This window comes from Streptomyces sp. CNS606, assembly GCF_000426325.1.
Genome location: NZ_AUFD01000026.1, coordinates 1 through 22685, shown reverse-complemented (window position 1 = coordinate 22685; position 22685 = coordinate 1). Strand labels below are relative to the sequence as shown.

Genomic DNA, 22685 nt, shown 5'->3' with positions numbered 1-22685 from the left:
GTCAGCTGCCTCCCAGGCGGAAGACGGACCCGGCGGTGCGCAGCAGGATCTGGACGTCCTGCCAGAACGACCAGGTCTCGATGTAGTGGTTGTCGAACCGGGCGCGGTCCTCGATGGAGGTGTCGCCGCGCAGGCCGTGGATCTGGGCGAGGCCGGTGATGCCGACGGGCATCCGGTCGCGGGCCGCGTATCCGGGATGTGCCGTGCTGAACTGCTGGACGAAGTACGGGCGTTCGGGGCGCGGCCCGACCAGGCTCATGTCGCCGCGCAGCACGTTCCACAGCTGCGGGAGTTCGTCGAGCGAGGTGCGGCGGAGGAAGCGGCCGACGCCGCTCATGCGCCGGTCGTGGGCGACGTTCCAGCGGGTGGCCGACTCGTGCGCGTTCGCGGGCCGCAGGGTGCGGAACTTCAGCATCACGAACGGCCGCCCGTGGGCGCCGACGCGTTCCTGCCGGAAGAGGACACCGGGCCCGTCGGAGCACCGGACGGCGAGCCCGCACGCGGCCAGTACGGGGGCGGAGACGACCAGCGCCAGCGCGGCGACTACCAGGTCGAGTCCGCGTTTGGCGACGCGTGCCGCGCTCCGCCGGGGCGGCGGGTCCAGCCGGGCGCAGGGGAAACCCCACACGTGGCCCGTCTCCGCCGTCCGCCACGCGACCGCGCCCGGGACGGTCTCGCCGTCGACGACCCACACCGTGCAGCCGAGGGTGCGGAAGAGCCGCACCAGCGCGGCGGTGTCGGGGTCGGCCTGCGCGGGGCGGGTCAGCACCGCGTCGCACACCGCGTTCTGGATGACGGCGCGGGTGACGTCCTCCGCCGCCGTCAGCACCGGAAGGGGAAGGCCGGAGCCGTGGACGCCGGGGGGCGTGAGCGCCTGCGCCGCGGAGGGGGGCACCACCAGGCCGACGGGCCACATGCCGTACTCGGGGTGCTCGTGCAGGACGGCGGCGACCCGGTGCCCGGCGGACTCGGGGCCGACGACCAGGGCGGAGCGCGGGTGGTGCCGCTGCCGCCGCCGACGCCCGGCGTACAGCGCGCCGCGCAGCAGCGCCGCCAGGACGACGTGCACGGCCACGAGGGACGCCAGCCGCGTCCAGCCGAGGGTCGGTTCGGGGCGCACGGCCGCCACCACGGTGGTGGCGGCGCTCCAGGCGAGGGCGGCCCGCCAGAGCAGGGCGGGGAGTTCGCCGAGGGCGGTGCGGTGCGGCCCGCAGCGGTACAGCCCGCCCTGCTGGTGCAACGCGATCAGCGTGAGCACGACGGGAGCGAGGTCCAGGACGGCGGCGCGCGTGCCGCCTCCGGCGAGCAGGGCGGCGGCGGTCGCGGCGAGACAGTCGGCGGCGACGAGGGCCGCGAGTTCGCCCCGCCCGCGCCGGGCGGCGCCGCCCGGCAGCCGGGGGCCGCTGCGGGGCTCGGGGATGCCGGGGCCCCGACGGGCCGGTTCGACGGCATGCGTCTTCTCCCGGTGCCCGTCGCGTCTCTCGAGGTCGGCGGGCGGGGCGTCGGCCCCGGTGCTCTCCATCGTCATCGGCTGATCAGTTCCTCGCGGTCGCGGTCGCGGTGCGGCTGGCCGGTCAGTTCGCGGTAGAGGGCCTCGACGGCGGCGGTCGTCGACGTGACGTCGCGGGTCGCGCGTACGTGGCGGCCGGCCTGTTCGCCGAGGGACGTGCGCAGGGCCGGGTCCGCCAGCAGCCGGACGAGCCCGGCGCCGAGCGCGTCCGGGTCCTCGGGCGGTACCAGGCATGAGGCGTCGTGCCCCGGGGGCAGGGATTCGCGGGCCCCGGCGACGTCGGTGAGCAGCACCGGGCGGCCGCAGGCCATGGCTTCCAGCGGTGCGAGGGCCATCCCCTCCCAGCGGGACGGCTGCACGACGAGGTCGGCCGCCGCGTACCAGGGGGCCGGGTCCGGGCCGGCTCCGGCGAACAGCACCCCTGCGGGGGCGACGGCGCGCAGCCGCTCGCGGTCGGGGCCGTCGCCGACGAGGACCAGACGGGCGCCGGGCGACCGCGAGGTGACGGCGGGCCAGGCCCGCAGCAGCAGGTCCTGGCCCTTCTGCCGGCAGAGCCGGCCGACGCACACCACCAGGGGCGCGCCGGAGGGGTCGACGGCGCCGCCTGTACCGACCGCGCACGGGGGCAGGCGGAGCCGGGCGCGCGCCGTCTCGGCCGGGGCGACGGGCGTGAACCGTGCGGTGTCGACCCCGTTGGGGATCACCGTCCAGCGGGCGTCGATGCCGGCGGAGCGGCCGCGTCGCCGCTCCGCCTCGCTGACGCAGACCACCCGGGTGGCCCAGCGCGCCGCGCGGCGCTCCCAGTGCAGGGCGAGGCGTGCCGGGAGGCCGGTGACGGCTTCGAACGACCAGGCGTGCGGCTGGAAGACGGTGGGCAGTCGGCCGCGCAGCGCCAGACGTACGGCCAGCCCGGCCTTGGCGCTGTGCGCGTGGACCAGGTCGGGGGCGGTGCGCCGGAGGATGCGGGCGAACTCGGTCGTCTCCCGGGGCAGTGCCGCGCCGGGTTCGCGGCCGGCCTTCCAGGGGTGCACCTCGGCTCCGTGCGCGGCGAGCGTGGTGGCGAGTCCGCCCTGCGGCGGGCAGGCGACGACGACGCGGAGACCGGTGGCGAGCTGGGCGCGGGCCAGGTCCGTCACCACGCGGGCGACGCCGCCGTCGACGGGCTGGACGACGTGCAGGACGGTGCACGGCCTGTCCTTGGGCTGCTGTTCCTGCACGCGCACCTCTCCCAGACGGTCGGGTCGGTCACGGCCCTGCTGCCGGACGTCCGGTGAACGGCCGCACGCGGCCGCCTCCACGGGGCACATCCGGCACGGCAGCCCAGCACAGCCCGGGCAAATCGGTCTAAACCGTGCCAGAAGGGAGGCTGAAAATCACGCAGGACGCGCGAAGTGTGCAGAAAGGGTGGAGAACCTCGCACCGTAGGCTCGTCGGACCGTCGGACGACCCCCACGCGAGGCCGCTCCACCCCCCGTGCATCACTGGGCAGAGCGAGCCGCCGAGTAAAACTTTGTGAATCGCTTCACACTTTCTCTTGGCTGCGCGCTCGGTTCGTGCTGAGATGCGGTCACATCCGGCTCGAGGGCGCGCTTGGGAGGCACAGTGGCGGAGTCCGCCATGGCACGTGCGGTACGTCGACAGGAAGAACTTCCGTCACCGGCGGCCGCCTACGGCGGCGACTCCCCGGGCGAACGGGCCGTCTGGCGGCTGCGCTCCCGCGGCTGCTGGGACGACGCGGCGGCGCTGCTCGAACCCTACGTACCGGGCTCGCCCGCGACCGCGCTGCGCCGGGCCTCCCTGCTGGTCGAGCGGTGCATGTTCACCGGGAGCGGCTGGGAGGCCGCCGAGGACGCCCTGCGGCTGGCGGAGGCCGCCGCCCGCGACGACGACGCCCGGGGCGCCGCGGCCAGCGAACGCGGCCATCTCGCGTACGTGGCCACCGTGCTGGGCGTCCGCGACCGCTCCGACGAGGCGCGTGCCGCACTCGGGCGGGCCGCCGCGCTGCTCGATCAGGCATCGCCCGCGCGGGCGATGCTGGACTACCGGCGCGGACTGGTCGCCGAACACGTGAGCGACAACACGGAGGCGGCGCAGGCCGCCTACCGGCGCGCACACACCGGCGCAACGGCGCACGGCGACGCTCTGCTGTGCTCCTTCACCTGGCGGCACCTGGCCGGCCTGGCCCTGCGCGAGGGCGAACTCGCCGAAGCACGGCACGGTTTCACGGAGTCGCTGCTGCTGCGGGAGAGGCTCGGCTTCCTGGTGGGCATGGCCCCGGCACTGGTCGCGCTGGCGGACGTGCAGGAGAAGCACGAGGCCACCCGGCTGCTGGAGGAGGCGACCCGGCTGTTCCGCCTGCTCGGCGGCGTGCCGACCTGGCTCGCGCCCCGGCTCGAAGCCGCCTGAGCCCTGCCCGGGACGGCGGGGACACCGTCCTCCCGGCAGGTCGCCGGAGCTGCCGGAAAGCCGGACCGGACGCGCCTCGCAGGCGGTCGGCACGCCCGCGCGGTATCCGGAACCCGTACTTCCGAAACCGCAGAACGGGCACGGCCCGTTCACACGGCGGGGTGAATTTCTGCCTTCCCCATGGCTCTTGTGACCCTCTCGCGGAGCTGTCGATACTCCCCACGTCACCGGAAATCTCCGACCTGCCCTCCACCCCCCACCGGGCCGGGAACCGGGACGCGGACCGAACGGCACTCCAGCCGTCCGGTTCGCCCCCACAGAACCCCACACATGGAGGAACGCGTGAAGGTCAGACCCCCTGTCTCGACGCAGACCGTCAAGCGCGGCAAGGGCATAGCCGCCCTCGCCACCGGTCTCGTCGCCGCAGTCGTCCTGACATCGCCCACCGCCACCGCGGCCCCCGCCTCGGCTCCGTCGGAGCGGGCGACCCCCAAGGCCGCCATGGCCGTCGCCGACACCCTGGGTTCGGCCCAGACCGGCGGCGCCTACAAGGCGGACTCCGGCCGGATGGTCGTCACCATCACCGACAAGGCCGACGCCGCCAAGGTCGAGAAGGCCGGCGCGGTGGCGAAGGTCGTCGAGCACAGCCAGGCCGAACTCGCACGGGCCGCCAAGGCCATCGAGCACCAGGCCGACATCAAGGGCACCGCCTGGTCCGTCGACCCGGTCGCCAACACGCTGTCCGTCGCCGCCGACAGCACGGTGGACGCCAAGGAGATGGCCACGCTCCGCAAGGTCGCGGCCCGCTTCGACGGCGCCGTCACCATCGAGCGGACCAAGGGCGAGTTCACCAAGCTGATCCGCGGCGGCGACGCCATCTACATGTCGACCGGCGGCCGGTGCTCGGCGGGCTTCAACGCCCGCATCGGCAGCACCTACTACGTCATCACCGCCGGTCACTGCACCGAGGGTTACCCCAACTTCTCGGGCATCGGCCCGACGGCGGCGTCCAGCTTCCCCGGTGACGACTACGGCGTCATCCGCAACGACTCCAGCTCCACCCCGGGCGTGGTGAACCTCTACAACGGCAGCACCCGCGACATCACCGGCGTCGGCAACGCCTACGTCAACCAGTACGTGCAGCGCAGCGGCAGCACCACCGGCCTGCACAGCGGGTACGTCACCGGCCTGAACGCCACCGTCAACTACGGCGGCGGCGACGTCGTCTACGGCATGATCCGCACCAACGTGTGCGCCGAGCCCGGCGACAGCGGCGGCTCGCTCTTCGCCGGCAACACCGCGCTGGGCATGACCTCCGGCGGCAGCGGCAACTGCTCCTCCGGCGGCACCACGTTCTTCCAGCCGGTCACCGAGGTGACCAACCGGTACGGGCTGGTCGTCTACTGACCCACGCCCCTCCTCCGACGGCGGCGCCTCGACGGGCCGCCGTCACCCGGAACGCACGGAACCGGCGGTCCCGGCCCACACGGCCGGGGCCGCCGCCGCGTGCGGCACCCCCGCCGCGTGCGGCGCGAGATGGGCGCGCAGGATGCGTTCGGCGGCGGGCAGGTCCCGGGCCAGCAACGCCTCGACCAGCGCGACGTGTTCGGCCGCCGCGGACACCAGTCCGGGGGTCGGCGCGCCGGGGGTGACCGGAGGGGCCGGGGCGCGACGGTGGACGTCCTCGGCGAACTCCACCAGCCGCCGATTGCCGGCCGGCTCCAGCAGCGCGCGGTGGAAATCCCGGTCGGCCTCGGCGTAGGCCGCGCGGTCGCCTCGTGCGGCGGCGGTGACGGACCGCTCGGCGAGCGGGCGCACCGCCTCCCAGGTCCGCCGCGCCTGCGTGGCCCCGAGGCGCAGCACCACCGGCACTTCCAGCAGCAGGCGGATCTCGGCGAGTTCGGCCGCGTCGCGGGGGCTGTGCTCGACGACGCGGAAGCCGCGGTTCGGGACCGTCTCCACCAGCCCCTCGCCCGCGAGCTGCTGCATGGCCTCGCGCACCGGCGTCGGCGACACGCCGTGGGCCTCGGCGAGCGCGGGCGCGGAGTAGACGCGGCCCGGTTCCAGCTCGCCGGTGGCGAGGGCCCGTCGCAGAGCGGCGAGGACCTGTCCCCGGACGGAGTGCCGGCGGGGCAGCCGCGGGGGCGCCGGAAGCGCGTCGTCCGCGAGGACGTGCGCACCGCGCGCGGGTGACGCGGGTGGGACGCACGCGTCGCGGGCGGGCGACGCGGGTAGAGGTCCGGGCCGGGCCCCTATGGGAGTCTCCGTTCGGGTCTGCTCCATCTGTCCCTCCTCGCGTCGACCAGCACCCTAGGCGGACGTGCCGCGAGATCAAACCCCGGGGATTTCGAGTAAGGTAAGGCTTACCTGTAATCGATCAATCGAGTTCGGTGGTCCCCGCATGGCCGTGCCCGCGTCCGCATCCGCCGCCGCACCCCTCGCCGCCGCCGTGGCGACGCCTGCGACCTCGCCGTTCACGGCCGCCTACGACCGGCTCTCCGCCGTGTTCCCGTCGCTCCGGGTCACCGAGACGCCGGTGCTGCCGGACGGCGAGGGCTGGGTGGCCGCCGCGGACCTCGCCGGGGGCGGTCCCGCGCTGGACGCCTTCCTCGCCTTCGACGCCGACCAGGTCCGCCGCGACTACGGGCAGGAGGCCCGCCCGGACGTGATCGCCAGCTTCGGCCTGCACCGCTACGCGTGGCCGGCCTGCCTGCTGGTGACCCTGCCCTGGTTCCTGCACCGGCGCGTCCCCCGCATCCCGGTCGGCGCGGTCGCGCTCCAGCGGACCCTGGGGCGGCTGGCCGTGCACATCGAGGAGTTCGCCTGCCTCCCCGGCGACCCGGCCGCCCGGCTTCCCGGTGCCGTCGTCGTGCCGGACGAGGAGGCGCTGCGGGCCGAGGTCCGCGCGGCCGTCGCCGACCACCTGGGACCCGTGCTGGACGGCTTCCGCCCCCGCATGCGGCGCGGCTCCCGCGCCCTGTGGGGCATGGCGACCGACGAGATCGCCGAGGGCCTGTGGTACCTCGGGCACCTGCTGGGCGAGGAGGACCGCGCACTGGAGGAGGTCGGGCGCCTGCTCCCCGGCGGCACCCGCCCCTACCCGGGCGGGGCGTCGTTCCGCGAGCTGACCGGGCCCGGCGGCGAGGCGCTGACCACCCGCGACCGGGCGTCGTGCTGCCTCTTCTACACCCTCCGCCCGCAGGACACCTGCGTCACCTGCCCCCGCACCTGCGACGCCGACCGGATCGCACGCCTGTCCGCAACCGCCTGACGCGTTCGACCCCTGACGTCCCTCCCCGGCCCCACCGCCGCCCGTTGGCGTGCTCTTGCGCGGAATCCGGGCGCCGGGCGCGCCCGCTGGTCCAGGATGCTCCGCGACGCACACCGCAACCGCAACGAGCCGTGAGGGACGCGAGGGCACCCGATGACACTGACCGACATGACGCTGAACTGGGTGCTGGCGTGCTCGGTGCTCCTCGTCGGCGCCCTGATCGCCGTCTTCCTGCTGGCGCGCGGGCGCAAGAAGGCGGACGAGGGCGCCGGCGGCCAGGCCGACTCCTGGGAGCGGATGGAGGAACGCCGCCGCCGCAAGGAGACCGTGTACGCCACGGCGTCGTACCTGCTGCTGTTCTGCTGCGCCGCGGTGGCGGCGGCCCTGTCGTTCCACGGCCTGGTCGGCTTCGGCCGCCAGAACCTCAACCTGTCCGGCGGCTGGGAGTACCTGGTCCCGTTCGGGCTGGACGGCGCCGCGATGTTCTCCGCCGTGATCGCCGTGCGCGAGGCCAGCCACGGAGACGCCTCGCTCGGCTCCCGGCTGCTGGTGTGGACGTTCGCCGGGGCGGCCGCGTGGTTCAACTGGGTGCACGCCCCGCGCGGTGACGAACACGCGGGCGCGCCGCAGTTCTTCGCCGGCATGTCGCTGTCCGCCGCCATCCTCTTCGACCGGGCGCTGAAACAGACCCGCCGTGCGGCGCTGCGCGAACAGGGCCTGGTGCCGCGCCCGTTGCCGCAGATCCGGGTGGTGCGGTGGCTGCGGGCGCCCCGGGAGACGTTCCGCGCCTGGTCCCTGATGCTGCTGGAGGGCGTACGGACCCTGGACGAGGCCGTCGACGAGGTCCGTGACGAGCGGCGGCGCCAGGAGGAGGAACGGACCCGGCGCAAGGAGCAGGGCCGGCTGGAGAAGGCACGGCTCAAGGCGCTGAACCGACAGCACCGGCTGTGGCGCCGGAGCGGCGCACCCGGCACGGCGCCGGTGGAGGTGGAGATCGGCGCGCCGAGCGCGGCCGGTCAGCCGCGGGCGGCGCTGCAGCCGGCGGCGGTGGACGTGGAGGTCGAGGACGCCCCGGCGGCCGCCCCGCCGCGACCGCGGAGTTCCCAGGACGTGCCGGACGCGGGCGACGAGGAACCGCTGAGCAAGGCGGCCAACCCCCGGCTGGACTCACTGGAGGAGAAGCTGCGGGACATCGAGCGGTCCTTCCACTGACGCCGGCGGCCCGCCGGCGGGGCCCGGACGGGCTCAGCCGGCGGGGGCCTGCCAGACGGCGACCGCCGTGCGGTCGTCGCCGTAGGCCGGTGCCGGCTCCTGGACGTCGGTGAGGAACGTGGCCGGTGCCGGCGGCTCGTCCGCGCCCGCCCACCGGGAGGCCAGCGTGTCCGCGAAGGCCGGGTCCCCGCGCAGCGGCACGGCGAGCCCGGCGCTGCACAGCAGCAGCGCGTCGCCCGGCTCGGTGGCGACCACCCGGAAGCGGAACGGGGGCGGGAGCGCCCGCCCGGCGGCGCCGTCGCCCGGCTCTGCCCCGTCCTCCTCGTCGCCCTCGCCGTGCGGCAGCCGCGGGTCGGGCAGCTGGGCCGTGCTCCGGCGCGGCGGGGTCGGGGCGTGCTCCTCGACCGGCTCCAGATCCGTCCACTCCCCGTCGCGCAGGCGGAAGAGACCCCCGCTGCCGGTGCCGAAGACGACCCGCGTCGCGCAGTCCGGATCGGCCGGCAACAGCAGGCAGCGCAGGTCGGCGCTGTACGCGTCGGGCGCGAGGGAGAGCGCCGCTGCCTGGGCGCGCAGCCGCCCGTAGCAGCGGTCGGTGAGCCGCTTCAGGCCGCTGGACAGCGTGGCGCGGCGGTCCGTGACGATGTCCTCCACCAGACGGGGGCGGCTGCGGCCGACGGCCTCGCCGATCGTCTGGCAGAGTTCGCGCGCCGCGCGGCGGCCGGCGGGCACGGAGCCCGTGCCTCCTCCACCGGCCACGCCCCCGTTGCCGGGAGGGCCGCCCTTCGCCACGGCGACGAAGAGCAGCGCCTCACGGCCGGTGCCGAAGCAGGCGGTGAGCAGCGCGTCGCCGCGCGGTTCGCCGCGCTGGCGGGCGGAGCCGCCGCGGGCGGACACGGCGCGCAGCACCAGGGAGGCGTGGCGGGCGCCGTCCAGCACGGTGTCCGGCACCAGGTCGGACAGGGCCCCGGGGTCGGCGTCGGCCAGCACGCCCGGCTCGGGCGGCTGGAGCAGCCGGTGCGGCGCCCCGCCGGAACCGGGCGGCCGTCCGGCGGGCCCGAAGGCCCCGCGCATGCCGCGCCACCGGGTGCGACCGGCGGGACGCGGGGAGGGCTGCGGGGCGGGTGCCCGGCGCGGTCGCCCCACCGACTCGCGGGGCAACCCGTCGCCGGGCACCGCCTCGCCGGTCGCGGGGTCGGCCGCCTCGACGGCGTCCACCGGGGCTGCCGGGTCCACCGCCTCGGGCGGGCCCGCGTCGCCCAGCGGGTCCACGGCTTCGACGGGGTCCGGCGGGGCGGATGACGGCGCGGGGGCGCGTGGCGATGCGGGGGCGGGTGGCGGCGCGGGGGCGGGAGCCTCCGGGGCCGGGGCGGGCGAGGGCGCCGGGGCGGGCGGGGGCGCCGGGGCGCCGTCGACCAGGCCCGGGGCGTCCTCTTCGGGAGGGGCCGGTTCCAAAGATCCCGTCGTGGAGGCGCCTACCGCGCGGGCGGAGGCGAACCGGTCGTCGATGGTGTCGGCCGCACCGGAGCCGCCGGTGTCCGGCGCGTCCGGGTCGTACAGCCTGCCCCACCAGGTGTCGCCCCCGACACCGCGTTCCCGCCCGGAACGGGCGCCGCTTGCGGGCACGTCGGCCGGGCGGGGCCCGTCCGCCTCCCCCTGATCGCTCATCCGTCCATTGTGGTCGTGCGGCGGCGGACGGGAAGACCTCGGACGCAAGGACCACCCGACCGGAGGCGAACGGCGGACCGCTCATACGACCGGCTGCCGATGCGCGAGGCCCGGCGGCGTGTGAGGCTGGCGGCATGACGGACACATCGGGGCGCGCGCCGGAGCCGTTGACCGGAGCCGAGCGCGACTACCTGGCCTCGCAGCGGCTCGGCCGGCTCGCGACCGTCGACGGGCACGGGCAGCCGCAGGCCAATCCCGTCGGCTTCTTCCCGCAGGAGGACGGCACCGTGCTGATCGGCGGCCGGGCGATGGGCGACACGAAGAAGTGGCGCAACCTGCTGCGGAACCCGAAGCTCTCCCTCGTCGTGGACGACCTGGTGAGCGTACGGCCCTGGCGGGTGCGGGGCGTGGAGATCCGGGGCGAGGCGGAGCTGCTGACCGGGCCGCACGAGCTGGGGCCGTTCTTCAGCGACGAGGTCATCCGCATCCACCCGCGCTGGGTGCACAGTTGGGGGCTGGAGGACTGAGACGTCCCCCGGCCCCCGCGCCCGTGCCCGTGCCCGTGGCTCACAGCGGGGCGGGCAGCGCTCCCTCCAGGGTGAGCAGCGTGCGCTTGCGGTCCAGGCCGCCCGCGAAGCCGGTGAGCGAGCCGTTCGCCCCGACCACCCGGTGGCAGGGGTGGACGACGGTCAGCGGGTTGGAGCCCACGGCGCCGCCCACCGCCCGCACCGCCCTCCGGTCGACGCCGGCCATGTCGGCGAGTGCGCCGTAGGTGACGGTCGAGCCGTACGGGATCTCGTCCAGGGCCGCCCAGACGCGCTCGCGGAAGACGGTGCCGGTGGTGGCGTGGGCCAGGTCGAACTCCTTGAGGTCCCCCGCGAAGTAGGCGTCGAACTGCTCCTGCGCGTCGCGGAACGCCTCGTCGTCGGGCCGCCAGCCGGTGCCGACGACGGCGCCGCCCTTCTGGCCGGGCATGGAGATCCAGGCGAGCACGCCGCGTTCGGGGCCGGCGAGCAGCAGGTCGCCCAGGGGCGTGGGGTGGGTGGTGTACAGCATCAGGTGTTCTCCTCGGAGGTGCGGGGACGTGCGGCGTTCCAGAGGTGGTGCAGGGCGTAGCTGCGCCAGGGGCGCCAGCGCTCGGCGGCGGCGGGCGCGGCGCCGACGGCGGCGAGGCCGTGCCGCACGCCGACGTCGCCGGGCAGGAAGACGTCGGGGTCGCCGAGCGCCCGCATCCGGACGTAGTCGGCGGTCCACGGGCCGATGCCGGGGAGGGCGAGCAGTGCACGGACGGCCTCCTCGCGGTCGGCGCCGGGCGCGAGGACGACCGGGACCGGCCCTCCCGCGGCCGCCACCCCCTCGGTGCCGGGGGCACGTCCGCCCGCCAGCGCGGCGGAGAGCGTGCGCAGGGTGCGCTTGCGGCTGCCGGGCATGCCCAGTTCGTCCAGCGGCGCGTCGGCCAGCGCACCGGGCTCGGGGAAGAGGTGGGTGAGCGCGCCGTCCGGCACGGGCAGCGGCTTGCCGTGCGCGGCGACGAGCCGTCCGGCGAGCGTACGGGCGGCGGCGACGGTGACCTGCTGGCCGAGCACCGCGCGGACGGCGATCTCGTCGCCGTCGGCCGCGCCGGGCGACCGCAGGCCGGGGTCCGCCGCGAGCAGCGGGCCGAGGACCGGGTCGCCGCCGAGGCGTTCGGCGACGGCGTACGGGTCGGCGTCCAGGTCGAACAGCCGGCGCACGCGCTGCACGGCCGTGGTCAGGTCGCGCAGGTCGGTGAGGCGCAGCCGGGCGTCCAGCCAGCCGTGCCGTCCCGAGGCGGTGCTCCCGGTGCGCTCGTCGACCTCGACCACGCCGGTGCCGTGGGCGAGGGCGAGGGTGCGCCGGTAGGTGCGCGCGGGGGCCTCGCCGCGCACCTCCTCGATGCCGGGGACGGCGCGGCGGGCGAGGAAGTCGAGGATGCGGCCGGCGGCGTACGGTCCCCGGTACGCGAGCCGCAGCGGGACCCCGGCGTACGGCCCGCCGCCCGTCGCCGCGGCGCCGTCCTCCCCGGCGGCGGGCGCCGGGCCGGCGGAGCCGAGGCCGCCACGCCGTGCGGCGCGGAGGCCGCTCGGCGTCGCGTCGTAGATCTCCCGGATCGTGTCGTTGAACTGCCGCACGCTCGCGAACCCGGCGGCGAACGCGATCTCCGTCACCGGCAGGGTCGTGGTCTGGAGGAGCACGCGGGCGGTGTGGGCGCGCTGGGCGCGGGCCAGGGCGACGGGGCCGGCGCCGAGTTCGGCGGTGAGCTGCCGCTGCACCTGCCGGGCGCTGTACCCGAGGCGGGCGGCGAGCCCGGCGACGCCCTCCCGGTCCACCACACCGTCGCCGATCATCCGCATGGCCCGGCCGACGACGTCCGCGCGCACGTCCCACTCCGGCGAGCCGGGAACGGCGTCCGGCCGGCAGCGTCGGCAGGCACGGAAACCGGCGCCCTGCGCGGACGCGGCGGTGGGGTGGAACCGGACGTTCTCCCGTTTCGGGGTGACGGCCGGGCAGCTCGGGCGGCAGTAGATCCCGGTGCTCGTGACGCCCAGGAAGAAGACTCCGTCGAACCGGGCGTCACGGCTGCGTACCGCTTCGTACCTGCTGTCTTCTGTGGTCACGTGCTCCAGTGTGCGCGCCCGGGAATCCCGGTACTAGCGGGAATCGGACGTGACCGTGCGCGCCGCGCGTGCGGATACGCGGACTGCCCGGCCCCTCTCATGAGGCGGTGCGGGAGCGCACGGCGTCGGCGGACCGGGAGAGCCCGAGGAGCAGGGCGACGACCAGCGGCGGAAGGGCCGCGGCGGCGATGAGCGGGCCGGGCGGCGACCAGGTGGAGCCGAGGCCGTACGCGGCGAAGACGAGGATCGCCATCACCTCGGAGCCGAAGCCCGCCATCGAGCCGACGGTGGCCCGGGCCCGGTCGGAGATCCGGGCCTGGAGGCGCGCCTCGGCGGCCGTGGCGGACCAGCGGGCGACTCCGTAGGCGACGGCGATCAGCGCCATGCCTGCCGGGTGGGCGCTGAGTCCGCCGAGCGCCAGCAGCACGCCGGAGGCGACCAGGCCGGGGACGAGCAGCCGGTGGCCGCGGTGCGCGTACCACTCCCCGACCGCCGCGCCCGCCGAGACGAGCAGCACCAGCAACGGCACCGTCGCGTCGGCCACTCCGGTGGAGGCGGCGAAGAGGGAGAGGAACTCGTCGTACGCCAGCGAGCCGGTCAGCACCGCGACCAGCAGCACGGCGCGGCGTGCCGCACGCGAGTGGCGGATCTCGGCGACCCCGTGGCGGAGGACGGCGCGGAAGGACTCCTCGGCCTCCGCTGCCGCCGCGGCCCCCTCTGCCCCCGCGACCTCCGCTGCCGCCGCGGGCGCCGCGGGCGCCCTCCCCTCATCGGGTGCCGGAACGCCGGACGCGTCGGCGGGGGCGGTCGGCTTCCCGCCGGCGCGGGTGCGGTGCTCGGGGAAGGTGCGGGCGACGATCACCCCCGCCGCGCAGGCGAGCACACTGGCGACGCCGACCGCCTGGTAGCCGCCTGCCGCGAGGACCGGTGCGGCCGCCGCGGTGGCCGCCACCTCGGCGCAGGTACCCACGGCCCGCGAACGGCCGATCCGGCGGGCGTAGCGGTCCGACGCGCCGCAGCGGGCCAGTTCCTCGTAGACCAGGGCCTCCAGGGTGCCCGACCGCAGGGCGCTGCCCGCGCCCCACAGCACGAAGCCCGCCGCGAAGGCGGCGTAGGAGGGGGCGAAGGTCCACAACGCGAAGCCCGCGCCGGACAGCGCGGGCGCGAGCGTCAGGAGGCGTCGGCGGGAGAACCGGTCGGCCCAGACGCCGGAGGGGATCTCCAGGGCGAGGCCGGTCACCGACCAGAGCACGAACAGCGAGGAGATCTCGGCGCCGGAAAGCCCGGTCCGCGAGAACAGCAGCGCGTAGACCGGGTACAGGAGGACGCAGTCCTCCAGGAAGGCCGAGGCGTAGAGCGTGCGGACGAGCCGCCGCTCGGACGCCGGGGCCGCGGGGGCGGAGGAAACTCAATGTCGTCGTCGGTTCATGCGCCTCAGCGTACGCCGCCCGCGTCCCGGGCGGGAGTGGTTTTCGGCAGGCGCTGAAGCAGGCCCCAGCAGAACTCGGCGGTCACCGCGTGGCGTTCCCCGGCGGCGTCCGGGACGGTGAGGTCGAGCCCCCAGCGAGTGGGGGCGGAGCCCTCCCGCGGACGGGCGGGCGGGAACGCGCGCGCCGCCTCGTCGACGGTGCAGGACCAGGGCTCCAGGTCCTCCAGTGTGCGCAGCCGGGGCGGCGGCGCGCCGGGAGCCCGGACCAGCCACTCGTTCCACACCGCCCCGCCGGCGGCGGCGAGCACCTCGAAACGCAGGTCGGGCCAGAGCGGCACCGGCCAGGTCAGCGCCTCGCAGTCGAGATCGCCGATCCTGCGGCGGACGACGGCCTCGGGCGGGCCGAGGACGGAGCGGTAGCGGGTCAGGGTGCCGCGGGCGCGCGGAGAGCGGATCATGGCCTGCCAGCGGCGGTTGGCCTCCCGCATGTCCGCACGGCCGACGTCCAGACGGGTCAGCGCCGCCTCGACCCGCACGGCCTGGAAGTCGGCCATCCGCCGCAGCAGGACGAGCTGGAACTCCAGCGGCCCGAAGGCGGACCCGGCAGCGCGCCCGGACGTACGGCCCGGCGTGCTGCCGGGCGTGCGCCCGGGTGCGGGGCGGCCGGCGGGGCGGTGCGGGTCGGGCATGCGGCGGACGCTACCAGCCGGAGCCGCCGCCCCCGCCGCGCCGCGAACGACCCCCCGCCGGGCCGCCTTTGCGTTCCCTCATGTGCCGCCCGGTCGCCTGGCGCTGCTTGAACCGCTGCCGCTGCTCGGCGCGCAGCCGGGCGTCCGTGCGGGCGGCCAGCCTTTCGTTCTCGCGGAGCAGCTTGCGGTAGCTGTCCAGGCGGCGTTCGGCCAGGGAGCCGTCGGCGATGGCGGCGAGGACCGCGCAGCCGGGCTCGGAGTGGTGGCCGCAGTCGTGGAAGCGGCACTGCGCGGCCAGCTCCTCGATCTCTGCGAACGCCTGCTCCAGCCCTTCGCCCGCGTCCCAGAGTCCGACGCCGCGCAGCCCCGGGGTGTCGATGAGGACGCCGCCGTCCGGAAGGGGGATCAGGTCACGGGCGGTGGTGGTGTGACGGCCCTTGCCGTCGCTGTCGCGGATCGTGTTGACCTGCTGCACCTCCCGCCCGACGAGGGTGTTCGTCAGCGTGGACTTCCCGGCGCCGGAGACGCCGAGCAGCACGGTGCTGCCCCCGGTCAGGAGCGCCCGCAGCACGTCGACGCCCTCTCCGGTCCGGGAGCTGACGGGCAGAACGCGCACGCCGGGGGCGACGGTCCCGGTGTCGGCGACGAGGTGCGCGAGGGTGTCGGGGTCCGGCACCAGGTCGGTCTTGGTGAGCAGGACCAGCGGCTGCGCACCACTGGTCCAGGCGAGCGAGACGAAGCGCTCGATACGGCCGAGGTCGAGTTCGGCGGCGAGCGACACGGCGACGACGGCGTGGTCGACGTTGGCCGCGAGCACCTGGCCCTCGGACCGCTTGGAGGAGGTGGAGCGGAGGAACGCGGTGCGGCGGGGCAGGATCGCCTTCACCTCGGGCCGGCCCTGCGCGTCGTCGCCGATCGCGGCCCAGTCGCCGGTGGTGAGCCACCGGGTGGGGTCGTGGGTGGCGACGGGTTCGATGCCCGCGTGGACGGTGCCGTGCGGGGTGATCGCCTCGCAGCGGCCGCGGTCCACGCGGGCGATGCGTGCGGGGAGCAGCCCTGCGGCCGCGTGCGGGCCGAAGGCGTCGGCGACCTCGTCGTTCCAGCCGTAGCGGGCGAGGCCGTGGGGGTCGTGCGGGACGTCGTTCAAGACGGGATGCCCTTCGGAAGGGGTGATCCCGGTGCGGGCGGCGGCGTGCCGCCTGCGGGGCGCCGCGTCAGAGGCGGCGGGAGGAGCCCGGGATCACGGGGAGGGAGGGGGTCGGCGGATGCGTGTGGGCGCGGCCCACGGCGGCGGCAGTCGTCGTCACGGTCCTCACCTCCCTGTCTTTCGCTCGTCGGTCCGGCGTCGCGGACCCGGGTGTTCTCGGGCCCGAGCAGCGTACGTCCGGACGCGCCGGCGGTGCCACGGGTTTTCGCGCGGGGGGCGTCAGTCCCGGTCCCGTACGTCGCCCGGCCCGGTGCCGTTCCCCGGGCCGGGCCCGGTGCGGTGCCCGCCGCCGTCGCCGTTCGCGTGCCGGTCGCCGTGGTGATCATCGTGAGGTCCGTCGTGAGGGCTGCTGTGAGGGCCGCGGGTGCGCAGCCGGGACCGCACGTCGCCGGGCGGCAGGAACCTGGTCCAGCGCTCGGGGAACTCGGCGGGCGGGTTCTGGTCGCCGTCGCCCTCCCCCTCGGCGTCGCGCATGGCGCGGCGCGCCTCGGCGGCGCGGATCATCTCGGCCGCGGCCTGCTCCCTGGCGTCCTCGGTCTCGCGGCGGGCCGCGGCGGTGGCGACGGACGGCCAGACCCGGTCGATGGCGGCGTTGACGGCGGCGCCGACCAGCACGGCGAAGGCGGAGACGCCGATCCACAGCAGGACGGCGACCGGTGCGGCGAGGGAGCCGTACAGCGTGGGGCCCTCGACGGTGTTGGTGAGGTAGAGGCGCAGCAGGGCGCTGCCGAGCACCCACATCACCAGGGCGACCAGCGCGCCGGGGATGTCCTCGCGCCAGGGTGAGCGGACCGGGACCGACACGTGGTAGAGGGTGGTGAGGAAGACGATGGACAGCAGCAGCACGACCGGCCAGTAGAAGACCCTGACCAGCCACTCGGTCTGCGGCACCAGGTGCATGACCGCGTCCGGTCCCGCGACCATCAGGGGCAGCGCGACCATGCCGATGACGAGGGCGACCAGGTAGAGCACGAAGGCGAGCAGCCGGGTCTTGACGATGCCGCGGTGCCCGTCCAGGCCGTACATGACGGTGATGGTGTCGATGAAGACGTTGACGGCGCGGGATCCGGACCACAGGGCGAGGGCGAAGCCGATCGAGATCACGTCGGGGCGCCCGCCGCGGATGACGTCGTCGATCAGCGGCCGGGCCACCTGGTCGACGCCGCGGTCGGAGAGGACCGCCTCGGCGGCGGTGATGAAGTTGTCGCGGATGGAGTCGATGGTGTCGGTGTCGAACCAGCCGTCGAGGTAGCCGATGAGCCCGATGAGGCCGAGGAGCAGCGGGGGGATGGAGATGAGGGTGAAGAACGCCGCCTCGGCGGCGAGCCCGAGGACCCGGTACTCGATGCAGGAGTTGACGGTGTCCTTCAGCAGCAGCCACGCCATCTTCCGCTTCGGGACGTTGCGGTAGACGGCGCGGGCTCTGCGCAGTGCTCCCGTGGAGCGCTCGGGGGGGTCTTCGGCGTGCACCTGCTTAACGTATCCGGCCGCCGGTCCTCGGGCTGACCCGGAATGGTGCAATGGCTGCATGGACACGGTCGCCGTCACCACCTGGTCGCTGGAGCAGACCTCGCCCGAGGACCTGACGCCTTCTCGTATCCCGGACGAAGCGTCCGGGATACGGACGGAGCGGGCCGAGGTGCCGAGTCCGGAGTTCAGCCGCTTCCTCTACACCGCCGTCGGAGGCGACGTGACCTGGACGGACCGGCTGCCGTGGCCGCGCTCCCGCTGGGCGGAGTTCCTGGAGCGTCCGGGAGTGGAGACCTGGGTGGCGTGGCAGCGCGGCACGCCGGCCGGTTTCGTGGAGCTGGACGGGCAGGCGGACGGCGTGGTCGAGATCAGCTACTTCGGGCTGCTGCCGGCGTTCCGCGGCCGGGGCGTCGGCGGGCACCTGCTGTCGTACGGCACGGCGCGGGCCTGGGATCTCGCCTCCCGCTGGCCGGACCGCCGGCCGACGCGGCGGGTGTGGGTGCACACCTGCAGCAAGGACGGCCCCTACGCGCTGGAGAACTACCGGCGCCGCGGCTTCCGGCTCTTCGACACCCGCACGGAGCAGGAACCCGCACACGCGGCGCCCGGCCCGTGGCCGGGCGCCTGACCCGCCGCTCGGGCACCCGATCATTCCGGCTCCCGGTGTGACGCCGGTCACGATTCCCGGGATGCGAGACACCGGTGTCCACACTTCGGAAGGCAGTGGACGCGCCTCGCGGCGCGTGTCACGCTTTTCGGCATGTCCCGAGCTGGAATCGCCCTGGTGAGTCGACGCCACGTCGACCTCGGCCGCATGTCCAGCGCCATCTGTCCGGCGGGCTGACAGTCCCAGCACCGCCGATCGCCGAGCACCGCGGCCCCCATCGTCGCGAGCGCGTGCCCGTCACCCCTGTAGCAGCCTTCCGCGCGCCCGCGTGCGCTTCTTCACGCGTGCCTGCGCGCCGGTCGCGCGCGCTCCGGCACCCCAAAGCCGCGGCGCGCGCGACGCATCCGAACGTCAGTGAAGCAGCCGGAGGACATACCGTCATGGCCGACACCCCTCAGCGCCCCGCCGCCGCACGGCCCCGCCGCAAGGCAGGCCGGCACCGCGGCGAAGGCCAGTGGGCAGCCGGGCACTTCACCCCGCTCAACGGCAACGAGCAGACCAAGAAGGACGACGACGGCCTCCATGTGCGCCGGCGCATCGAGACGATCTACGCGCACGGCGGCTTCGAGTCCATCGACGGCGCCGACCTGCGCGGACGGATGCGCTGGTGGGGGCTGTACACCCAGCGGAAGCCCGGCATCAGCGGCGGCAAGACCGCCGTCCTGGCGCCGGAGGAGCTGGACGACGAGTACTTCATGCTCCGCGTCCGCATCGACGGCGGCCGGCTCACCACCGCGCAGCTGCGCGTCGTCGGCGAGGTGTCCCAGGAGTTCGCCCGCGGCACCGCCGACATCACCGACCGGCAGAACGTCCAGTTCCACTGGATCCGGGTGGAGGACATGCCGGAGATCTGGCGGCGGCTGGAGTCCGTGGGACTGTCCACCACCGAGGCGTGCGGCGACACGCCGCGCGTCATCCTCGGGTCGCCCGTGGCCGGTATCGCCAAGGACGAGATCATCGACGGCACCCCGGCGCTGGAGGAGATCGCCCGCCGCGTGGTCGGCAACCCGGCGTACTCGAACCTGCCGCGCAAGTTCAAGTCCGCCGTGTCCGGTTCGCCCGTGCTGGACGTCGTGCACGAGATCAACGACGTGTCGTTCGTCGGCGTGGAGCACCCCGAGCTGGGCCCGGGCTTCGACGTGTGGGTCGGCGGCGGCCTGTCCACCAACCCGAAGCTGGGCGTCCGCCTGGGCGCCTGGGTGCCGATCGAGGACGTCGCGGACGTCCACGAGGGCGTCGTCTCGATCTTCCGCGACTACGGCTACCGGCGGCTGCGCAACCGCGCCCGGCTGAAGTACCTGGTCGCCGACTGGGGCCCGGAAAAGTTCCGGCAGGTCCTGGAGGACGAGTACCTGCTGCGGACGATGGCCGACGGCCCGGCGCCCGCCCAGCCGGTGCAGCGCTGGCGCGACCACGTCGGCGTCCACGAGCAGCGGGACGGCCGGTACTACGTCGGTTTCGCGCCGCGCGTCGGCCGGGTGGACGGCGCCACCCTCGGCAAGATCGCCGACCTCGCGGAGGCGCACGGCTCCGGCCGGGTCCGCACCACCGTCGAGCAGAAGATGATCATTCTGGACGTGGAGCAGGAGCAGGTCCCCTCGCTGACCGAGGCGCTGGAGGCCCTGGACCTGACCACCACCCCGTCGGTCTTCCGGCGCGGCACCATGGCCTGCACCGGCATCGAGTTCTGCAAGCTGGCCATCGTCGAGACCAAGGGCCGCGGCGCCCGCCTCATCGACGAGCTGGAACAGCGGCTGCCGGACTTCGACGAGCCCGTCACCATCAACCTCAACGGCTGCCCCAACTCCTGCGCCCGCATCCAGGTCGCGGACATCGGCCTCAAGGGACAGCTGGTCACCGACGCGGACGGCAACCAGGTCGAGGGCTACCAGGTGCACCTGGGCGGCTCGCTGGGGCTGGAGCCCGGCTTCGGGCGCAAGGTCCGCGGCCTGAAGGTGACCGCCGACGAACTGCCCGACTACATCGAGCGTGTGCTGCGCGCGTACGCCGAGCAGCGCGAGGACGGCGAACGGTTCGCCCAGTGGGCGGCCCGCGCCGACGAGGGGGCGCTCGCATGAGCGAGCGAGCCGCGCCCTACTACTGCCCGTACTGCGGAGACGAGGACCTGCGACCGTCCGAAGGCCGCAGGTCCTCGGACGGCACGCCGCGCGGGGCAGGAGCGGCGGGACACGCCTGGGAATGCCGCTCCTGCAACCGCGCCTTCACGCTCTCTTTCCTCGGACTGCTGGCCTCCGGCCTGCGGCCCGACGACGGCCCGGAAGGGGACCAGACCTCATGACCACCGCCCAGGAGCCCGTACGCGAGTCCCTGCCGGCCCAACGCCACAGCAAGGCCGAACTGCGCCGGCTCGCCCTGGAGGCGGGCCGCGCCCTGGAGGACGCGGACGCGCTGGACGTGATGCGCTGGGCCGCGGACACCTTCGGTCACCGGTTCTGCGTGACCTCCTCGATGGAGGACGCCGTCGTCGCTCACCTCGCCTCGCGCGCGCTGCCCGGCGTCCACGTCGTGTTCCTCGACACCGGCTACCACTTCCCGGAGACGATCGGCACCCGGGACGCGGTGGCCGCCGTGATGGACGCGGAGGTGATCACCGTCACACCCCGGCAGTCGGTGGCCGAGCAGGACGCGCGCCAGGGCGCCCGGCTGCACGACCGCGACCCGGACCTGTGCTGCGCGCTGCGCAAGGTGCTCCCGCTGGAGGAGTCCCTGCGTGGCTACGACGCCTGGGCCACCGGGCTGCGGCGCGAGGAGTCGCCGCTGCGCTCCCTCACGCCCGTGGTCGGCTGGGACGACCGGCGGAAAAAGGTCAAGATCTCCCCGATCGCCCGTTGGTCACAACAGGACGTGGACCGTTACGTTGCGGAGCACGGAGTTCTCACCAACCCGCTGCTGTCCGACGGCTACGCCTCGATCGGCTGCGCGCCCTGCACCCGCCGGGTCCAGGACGGCGAGGACGCCCGCGCCGGGCGCTGGTCCGGCTTCGACAAGACGGAGTGCGGCCTGCACGTGTGAGACGTGGCGGCCCGACGGACGAGGATTGCAGGGAGCAGGGGCATGAGCCTGACGGACACGGGAGCCACGGTGTGGCTCACCGGCCTGCCCAGTGCGGGGAAGACAACGATCGCCCGCGCGCTGGCGGACCGCCTCGCCGGCGAGGGTCACCGGGTGGAGGTGCTGGACGGTGACGAGATCCGGACCTTCCTGTCCGCCGGGCTCGGTTTCTCTCAGGAGGACCGGCACACTAATGTGCAGCGGATCGGGTTCGTGGCCGAGCTCCTCGCCTCCAACGGGGTCAAGGCGCTCGTCCCGGTGATCGCCCCGTACGCGGACAGCCGGGAGGCCGTCCGCAAGCGTCACCAGGCGGCGGGAACCGGGTACCTGGAGGTGCACGTCTCCACCCCGGTGGAGGTGTGCTCCGAGCGGGACGTGAAGGGTCTCTACGCACGTCAGGCCGCCGGGGAGATCGCCGGGCTGACCGGGGTCGACGACCCGTACGAGGTGCCCGCGGACCCGGACCTGCGGATCGAGGCGCACCAGCAGAGCGTCGAGGAATCAGCGGGCGCGCTCCACGCGCTGCTCGCCGAAAGGGGACTGGCATGACGTCCGCGACCGTGGTGTCGGACGACACGGACAACCCGTACGCGTTGTCGCATCTGGACGCGTTGGAGTCGGAGGCGGTGCACATCTTCCGGGAGGTGGCCGGGGAGTTCGAACGCCCCGTGATCCTCTTCTCCGGAGGCAAGGACTCCATCGTCATGCTGCACCTGGCGATCAAGGCCTTCGCCCCCGCCCCGGTGCCCTTCTCCCTCCTCCACGTCGACACCGGCCACAACTTCCCCGAAGTCCTCGCCCACCGCGACGCCACCGTCGAACGCCACAACCTCCGCCTCCACGTCGCCCACGTCCAGGACTTCATCGACGACGGCACCCTCCGCGAACGCCCCGACGGCACCCGCAACCCCCTCCAGACCGTCCCCCTCCTCGACGCCATCGACAAGAACCGCTTCGACGCCGTCTTCGGCGGCGGCCGCCGCGACGAGGAGAAGGCCCGCGCCAAGGAACGCGTCTTCTCCCTCCGCGACGAATTCGGCGGCTGGGACCCCCGCCGCCAGCGCCCCGAACTGTGGCAGCTCTACAACGGCCGCCACTCCCCCGGCGAACACGTCCGCGTCTTCCCCCTGTCCAACTGGACCGAACTCGACGTCTGGCAGTACATCGGCCACGAGAAGATCGAACTCCCCGCCATCTACTACGCCCACCGCCGCGAGGTCTTCTCCCGCAACGGCATGTGGCTCTCCGCCGGCGACTGGGGCGGACCCACCGACACCGAGAAGACCACCCTGCAGACCCGCACCGTGCGCTACCGCACCGTCGGCGACATGTCCTGCACCGGCGCCGTCGACTCCGACGCCGACACCAACGACGCGATCATCACCGAGATCGCCGCCTCCCGCCTCACCGAACGCGGCGCCACCCGCGCCGACGACAAGATGTCCGAAGCC

General features: G+C 74.9%; 22 protein-coding genes. 12 read left to right on the top strand and 10 right to left on the bottom strand.

Going from position 1 to position 22685, the window contains the following annotated elements:
* Window position 1 precedes the first annotated feature (1 nt).
* Together K304_RS0117905 and K304_RS29690 are read right to left on the bottom strand one after the other, a co-directional pair.
* Window positions 2-1528, bottom strand: coding sequence for an exopolysaccharide biosynthesis polyprenyl glycosylphosphotransferase (locus K304_RS0117905; protein WP_037790921.1), 1527 nt, complete (start codon window positions 1526-1528; stop codon window positions 2-4).
* The gene (locus K304_RS29690; RefSeq protein WP_037790936.1) at window positions 1525-2727 is read right to left on the bottom strand and encodes a glycosyltransferase family 4 protein; all 1203 of its coding nucleotides are present in this window, start codon (window positions 2725-2727) and stop codon (window positions 1525-1527) included. The genes K304_RS0117905 and K304_RS29690 overlap by 4 nt, the downstream gene beginning before the upstream one ends.
* 400 nt (window positions 2728-3127) lie before the next feature.
* Here K304_RS29690 and K304_RS29685 point away from each other — a divergent pair, with 400 nt between their 5' ends.
* Both K304_RS29685 and K304_RS0117890 read left to right on the top strand, forming a co-directional pair.
* On the top strand, window positions 3128-3916 hold the full coding sequence (locus K304_RS29685; RefSeq protein WP_051308584.1) for a hypothetical protein: 789 nt from the start codon (window positions 3128-3130) through the stop codon (window positions 3914-3916).
* A gap of 342 nt (window positions 3917-4258) precedes the next feature.
* Window positions 4259-5323, top strand: coding sequence for an alpha-lytic protease prodomain-containing protein (locus tag K304_RS0117890; RefSeq protein WP_027764880.1), 1065 nt, complete (start codon window positions 4259-4261; stop codon window positions 5321-5323).
* A 42-nt stretch (window positions 5324-5365) separates the two neighbouring features.
* On the opposite strand, the gene K304_RS29680 is transcribed toward K304_RS0117890, so the two are convergent.
* Window positions 5366-6199 carry a GntR family transcriptional regulator gene (locus K304_RS29680; protein ID WP_078529305.1) on the bottom strand — a complete coding sequence of 278 codons (834 nt, stop codon included), beginning with the start codon at window positions 6197-6199 and terminating at the stop codon, window positions 5366-5368.
* A gap of 118 nt (window positions 6200-6317) precedes the next feature.
* Here K304_RS29680 and K304_RS0117880 point away from each other — a divergent pair, with 118 nt between their 5' ends.
* Together K304_RS0117880 and K304_RS0117875 are read left to right on the top strand one after the other, a co-directional pair.
* The gene (locus K304_RS0117880) at window positions 6318-7187 is read left to right on the top strand and encodes a (2Fe-2S)-binding protein (protein WP_051308580.1); all 870 of its coding nucleotides are present in this window, start codon (window positions 6318-6320) and stop codon (window positions 7185-7187) included.
* Window positions 7188-7340: 153 nt separating this feature from the next.
* Window positions 7341-8399, top strand: a complete 1059-nt coding sequence (locus K304_RS0117875) for a DUF2637 domain-containing protein (protein ID WP_027764878.1) — start codon at window positions 7341-7343, stop codon at window positions 8397-8399.
* A gap of 33 nt (window positions 8400-8432) precedes the next feature.
* Here the strand turns inward: K304_RS0117875 and K304_RS0117870 are convergent, their stop codons facing one another.
* Window positions 8433-10064, bottom strand: a complete 1632-nt coding sequence (locus tag K304_RS0117870) for a protein phosphatase 2C domain-containing protein (RefSeq protein WP_051308579.1) — start codon at window positions 10062-10064, stop codon at window positions 8433-8435.
* A 134-nt stretch (window positions 10065-10198) separates the two neighbouring features.
* Here K304_RS0117870 and K304_RS0117865 point away from each other — a divergent pair, with 134 nt between their 5' ends.
* Window positions 10199-10591, top strand: a complete 393-nt coding sequence (locus K304_RS0117865) for a PPOX class F420-dependent oxidoreductase (RefSeq protein ID WP_051308578.1) — start codon at window positions 10199-10201, stop codon at window positions 10589-10591.
* Window positions 10592-10631: 40 nt separating this feature from the next.
* Here K304_RS0117865 and K304_RS0117860 read toward each other — a convergent pair whose 3' ends face one another.
* From K304_RS0117860 to K304_RS0117835, 6 genes are all read right to left on the bottom strand, one after another.
* Window positions 10632-11120 carry a methylated-DNA--[protein]-cysteine S-methyltransferase gene (locus K304_RS0117860; RefSeq protein WP_037790917.1) on the bottom strand — a complete coding sequence of 163 codons (489 nt, stop codon included), beginning with the start codon at window positions 11118-11120 and terminating at the stop codon, window positions 10632-10634.
* Window positions 11120-12700 carry an AlkA N-terminal domain-containing protein gene (locus K304_RS0117855; RefSeq protein WP_027764874.1) on the bottom strand — a complete coding sequence of 527 codons (1581 nt, stop codon included), beginning with the start codon at window positions 12698-12700 and terminating at the stop codon, window positions 11120-11122. The genes K304_RS0117860 and K304_RS0117855 overlap by 1 nt, the downstream gene beginning before the upstream one ends.
* Before the next feature lie 97 nt (window positions 12701-12797).
* Window positions 12798-14039, bottom strand: coding sequence for an MFS transporter (locus K304_RS29675; RefSeq protein WP_078529303.1), 1242 nt, complete (start codon window positions 14037-14039; stop codon window positions 12798-12800).
* A gap of 95 nt (window positions 14040-14134) precedes the next feature.
* A complete protein-coding gene (locus tag K304_RS29670; RefSeq protein ID WP_486591713.1) occupies window positions 14135-14818 on the bottom strand; it encodes a hypothetical protein in 684 nt (227 codons plus the stop codon).
* Between the two features lie 10 nt (window positions 14819-14828).
* Window positions 14829-15965, bottom strand: a complete 1137-nt coding sequence (rsgA, locus tag K304_RS29665) for a ribosome small subunit-dependent GTPase A (RefSeq protein WP_037790915.1) — start codon at window positions 15963-15965, stop codon at window positions 14829-14831.
* Between the two features lie 279 nt (window positions 15966-16244).
* Complete coding sequence (locus K304_RS0117835) at window positions 16245-17411, bottom strand: YihY/virulence factor BrkB family protein (protein WP_486591717.1); 1167 nt, start codon at window positions 17409-17411, stop codon at window positions 16245-16247.
* 142 nt (window positions 17412-17553) lie between these two features.
* Between K304_RS0117835 and K304_RS0117830 the strand changes: the two genes are divergently transcribed.
* From K304_RS0117830 to cysD, 7 genes are all read left to right on the top strand, one after another.
* The gene (locus tag K304_RS0117830; RefSeq protein ID WP_027764872.1) at window positions 17554-18123 is read left to right on the top strand and encodes a GNAT family N-acetyltransferase; all 570 of its coding nucleotides are present in this window, start codon (window positions 17554-17556) and stop codon (window positions 18121-18123) included.
* 132 nt (window positions 18124-18255) lie between these two features.
* The gene (locus K304_RS34095) at window positions 18256-18339 is read left to right on the top strand and encodes a putative leader peptide (RefSeq protein WP_309471194.1); all 84 of its coding nucleotides are present in this window, start codon (window positions 18256-18258) and stop codon (window positions 18337-18339) included.
* A gap of 203 nt (window positions 18340-18542) precedes the next feature.
* Entirely contained in the window at window positions 18543-20240 is a 1698-nt protein-coding gene (locus K304_RS0117825; RefSeq protein ID WP_027764871.1) for a nitrite/sulfite reductase, read from the top strand.
* Window positions 20237-20461 carry a hypothetical protein gene (locus tag K304_RS0117820; RefSeq protein ID WP_027764870.1) on the top strand — a complete coding sequence of 75 codons (225 nt, stop codon included), beginning with the start codon at window positions 20237-20239 and terminating at the stop codon, window positions 20459-20461. The genes K304_RS0117825 and K304_RS0117820 overlap by 4 nt, the downstream gene beginning before the upstream one ends.
* Window positions 20458-21195, top strand: a complete 738-nt coding sequence (locus K304_RS0117815) for a phosphoadenylyl-sulfate reductase (RefSeq protein WP_051308575.1) — start codon at window positions 20458-20460, stop codon at window positions 21193-21195. The genes K304_RS0117820 and K304_RS0117815 overlap by 4 nt, the downstream gene beginning before the upstream one ends.
* Before the next feature lie 42 nt (window positions 21196-21237).
* A complete protein-coding gene (gene cysC / locus K304_RS0117810) occupies window positions 21238-21783 on the top strand; it encodes an adenylyl-sulfate kinase (protein ID WP_027764868.1) in 546 nt (181 codons plus the stop codon).
* Window positions 21780-22685 (top strand): sulfate adenylyltransferase subunit CysD (gene cysD, locus K304_RS0117805; protein WP_027764867.1); only part of this gene is annotated, 906 nt, incomplete at its 3' end. The genes cysC and cysD, both read left to right, overlap by 4 nt.

What these genes read in the sequence shown, in the direction of transcription:
- K304_RS29685 (WP_051308584.1), top strand. Translation starts at nt 3,128, where the DNA reads ATGGCACGTGCGGTACGTCGACAGGAAGAACTTCCGTCACCGGCGGCC.
- K304_RS34095 (WP_309471194.1), top strand. Translation starts at nt 18,256, where the DNA reads ATGTCCCGAGCTGGAATCGCCCTGGTGAGTCGACGCCACGTCGACCTC.
- K304_RS0117820 (WP_027764870.1), top strand. Translation starts at nt 20,237, where the DNA reads ATGAGCGAGCGAGCCGCGCCCTACTACTGCCCGTACTGCGGAGACGAG.
- K304_RS29670 (WP_486591713.1), bottom strand. Translation starts at nt 14,818, where the DNA reads ATGCCCGACCCGCACCGCCCCGCCGGCCGCCCCGCACCCGGGCGCACG.
- K304_RS0117815 (WP_051308575.1), top strand. Translation starts at nt 20,458, where the DNA reads ATGACCACCGCCCAGGAGCCCGTACGCGAGTCCCTGCCGGCCCAACGC.
- K304_RS29680 (WP_078529305.1), bottom strand. Translation starts at nt 6,199, where the DNA reads ATGGAGCAGACCCGAACGGAGACTCCCATAGGGGCCCGGCCCGGACCT.
- K304_RS0117870 (WP_051308579.1), bottom strand. Translation starts at nt 10,064, where the DNA reads ATGAGCGATCAGGGGGAGGCGGACGGGCCCCGCCCGGCCGACGTGCCC.
- K304_RS0117825 (WP_027764871.1), top strand. Translation starts at nt 18,543, where the DNA reads ATGGCCGACACCCCTCAGCGCCCCGCCGCCGCACGGCCCCGCCGCAAG.
- K304_RS0117905 (WP_037790921.1), bottom strand. Translation starts at nt 1,528, where the DNA reads ATGACGATGGAGAGCACCGGGGCCGACGCCCCGCCCGCCGACCTCGAG.
- K304_RS0117860 (WP_037790917.1), bottom strand. Translation starts at nt 11,120, where the DNA reads ATGCTGTACACCACCCACCCCACGCCCCTGGGCGACCTGCTGCTCGCC.
- K304_RS0117880 (WP_051308580.1), top strand. Translation starts at nt 6,318, where the DNA reads ATGGCCGTGCCCGCGTCCGCATCCGCCGCCGCACCCCTCGCCGCCGCC.
- K304_RS0117835 (WP_486591717.1), bottom strand. Translation starts at nt 17,411, where the DNA reads ATGGCGTGGCTGCTGCTGAAGGACACCGTCAACTCCTGCATCGAGTAC.
- K304_RS0117830 (WP_027764872.1), top strand. Translation starts at nt 17,554, where the DNA reads ATGGACACGGTCGCCGTCACCACCTGGTCGCTGGAGCAGACCTCGCCC.
- cysC (WP_027764868.1), top strand. Translation starts at nt 21,238, where the DNA reads ATGAGCCTGACGGACACGGGAGCCACGGTGTGGCTCACCGGCCTGCCC.
- K304_RS0117875 (WP_027764878.1), top strand. Translation starts at nt 7,341, where the DNA reads ATGACACTGACCGACATGACGCTGAACTGGGTGCTGGCGTGCTCGGTG.
- K304_RS0117865 (WP_051308578.1), top strand. Translation starts at nt 10,199, where the DNA reads ATGACGGACACATCGGGGCGCGCGCCGGAGCCGTTGACCGGAGCCGAG.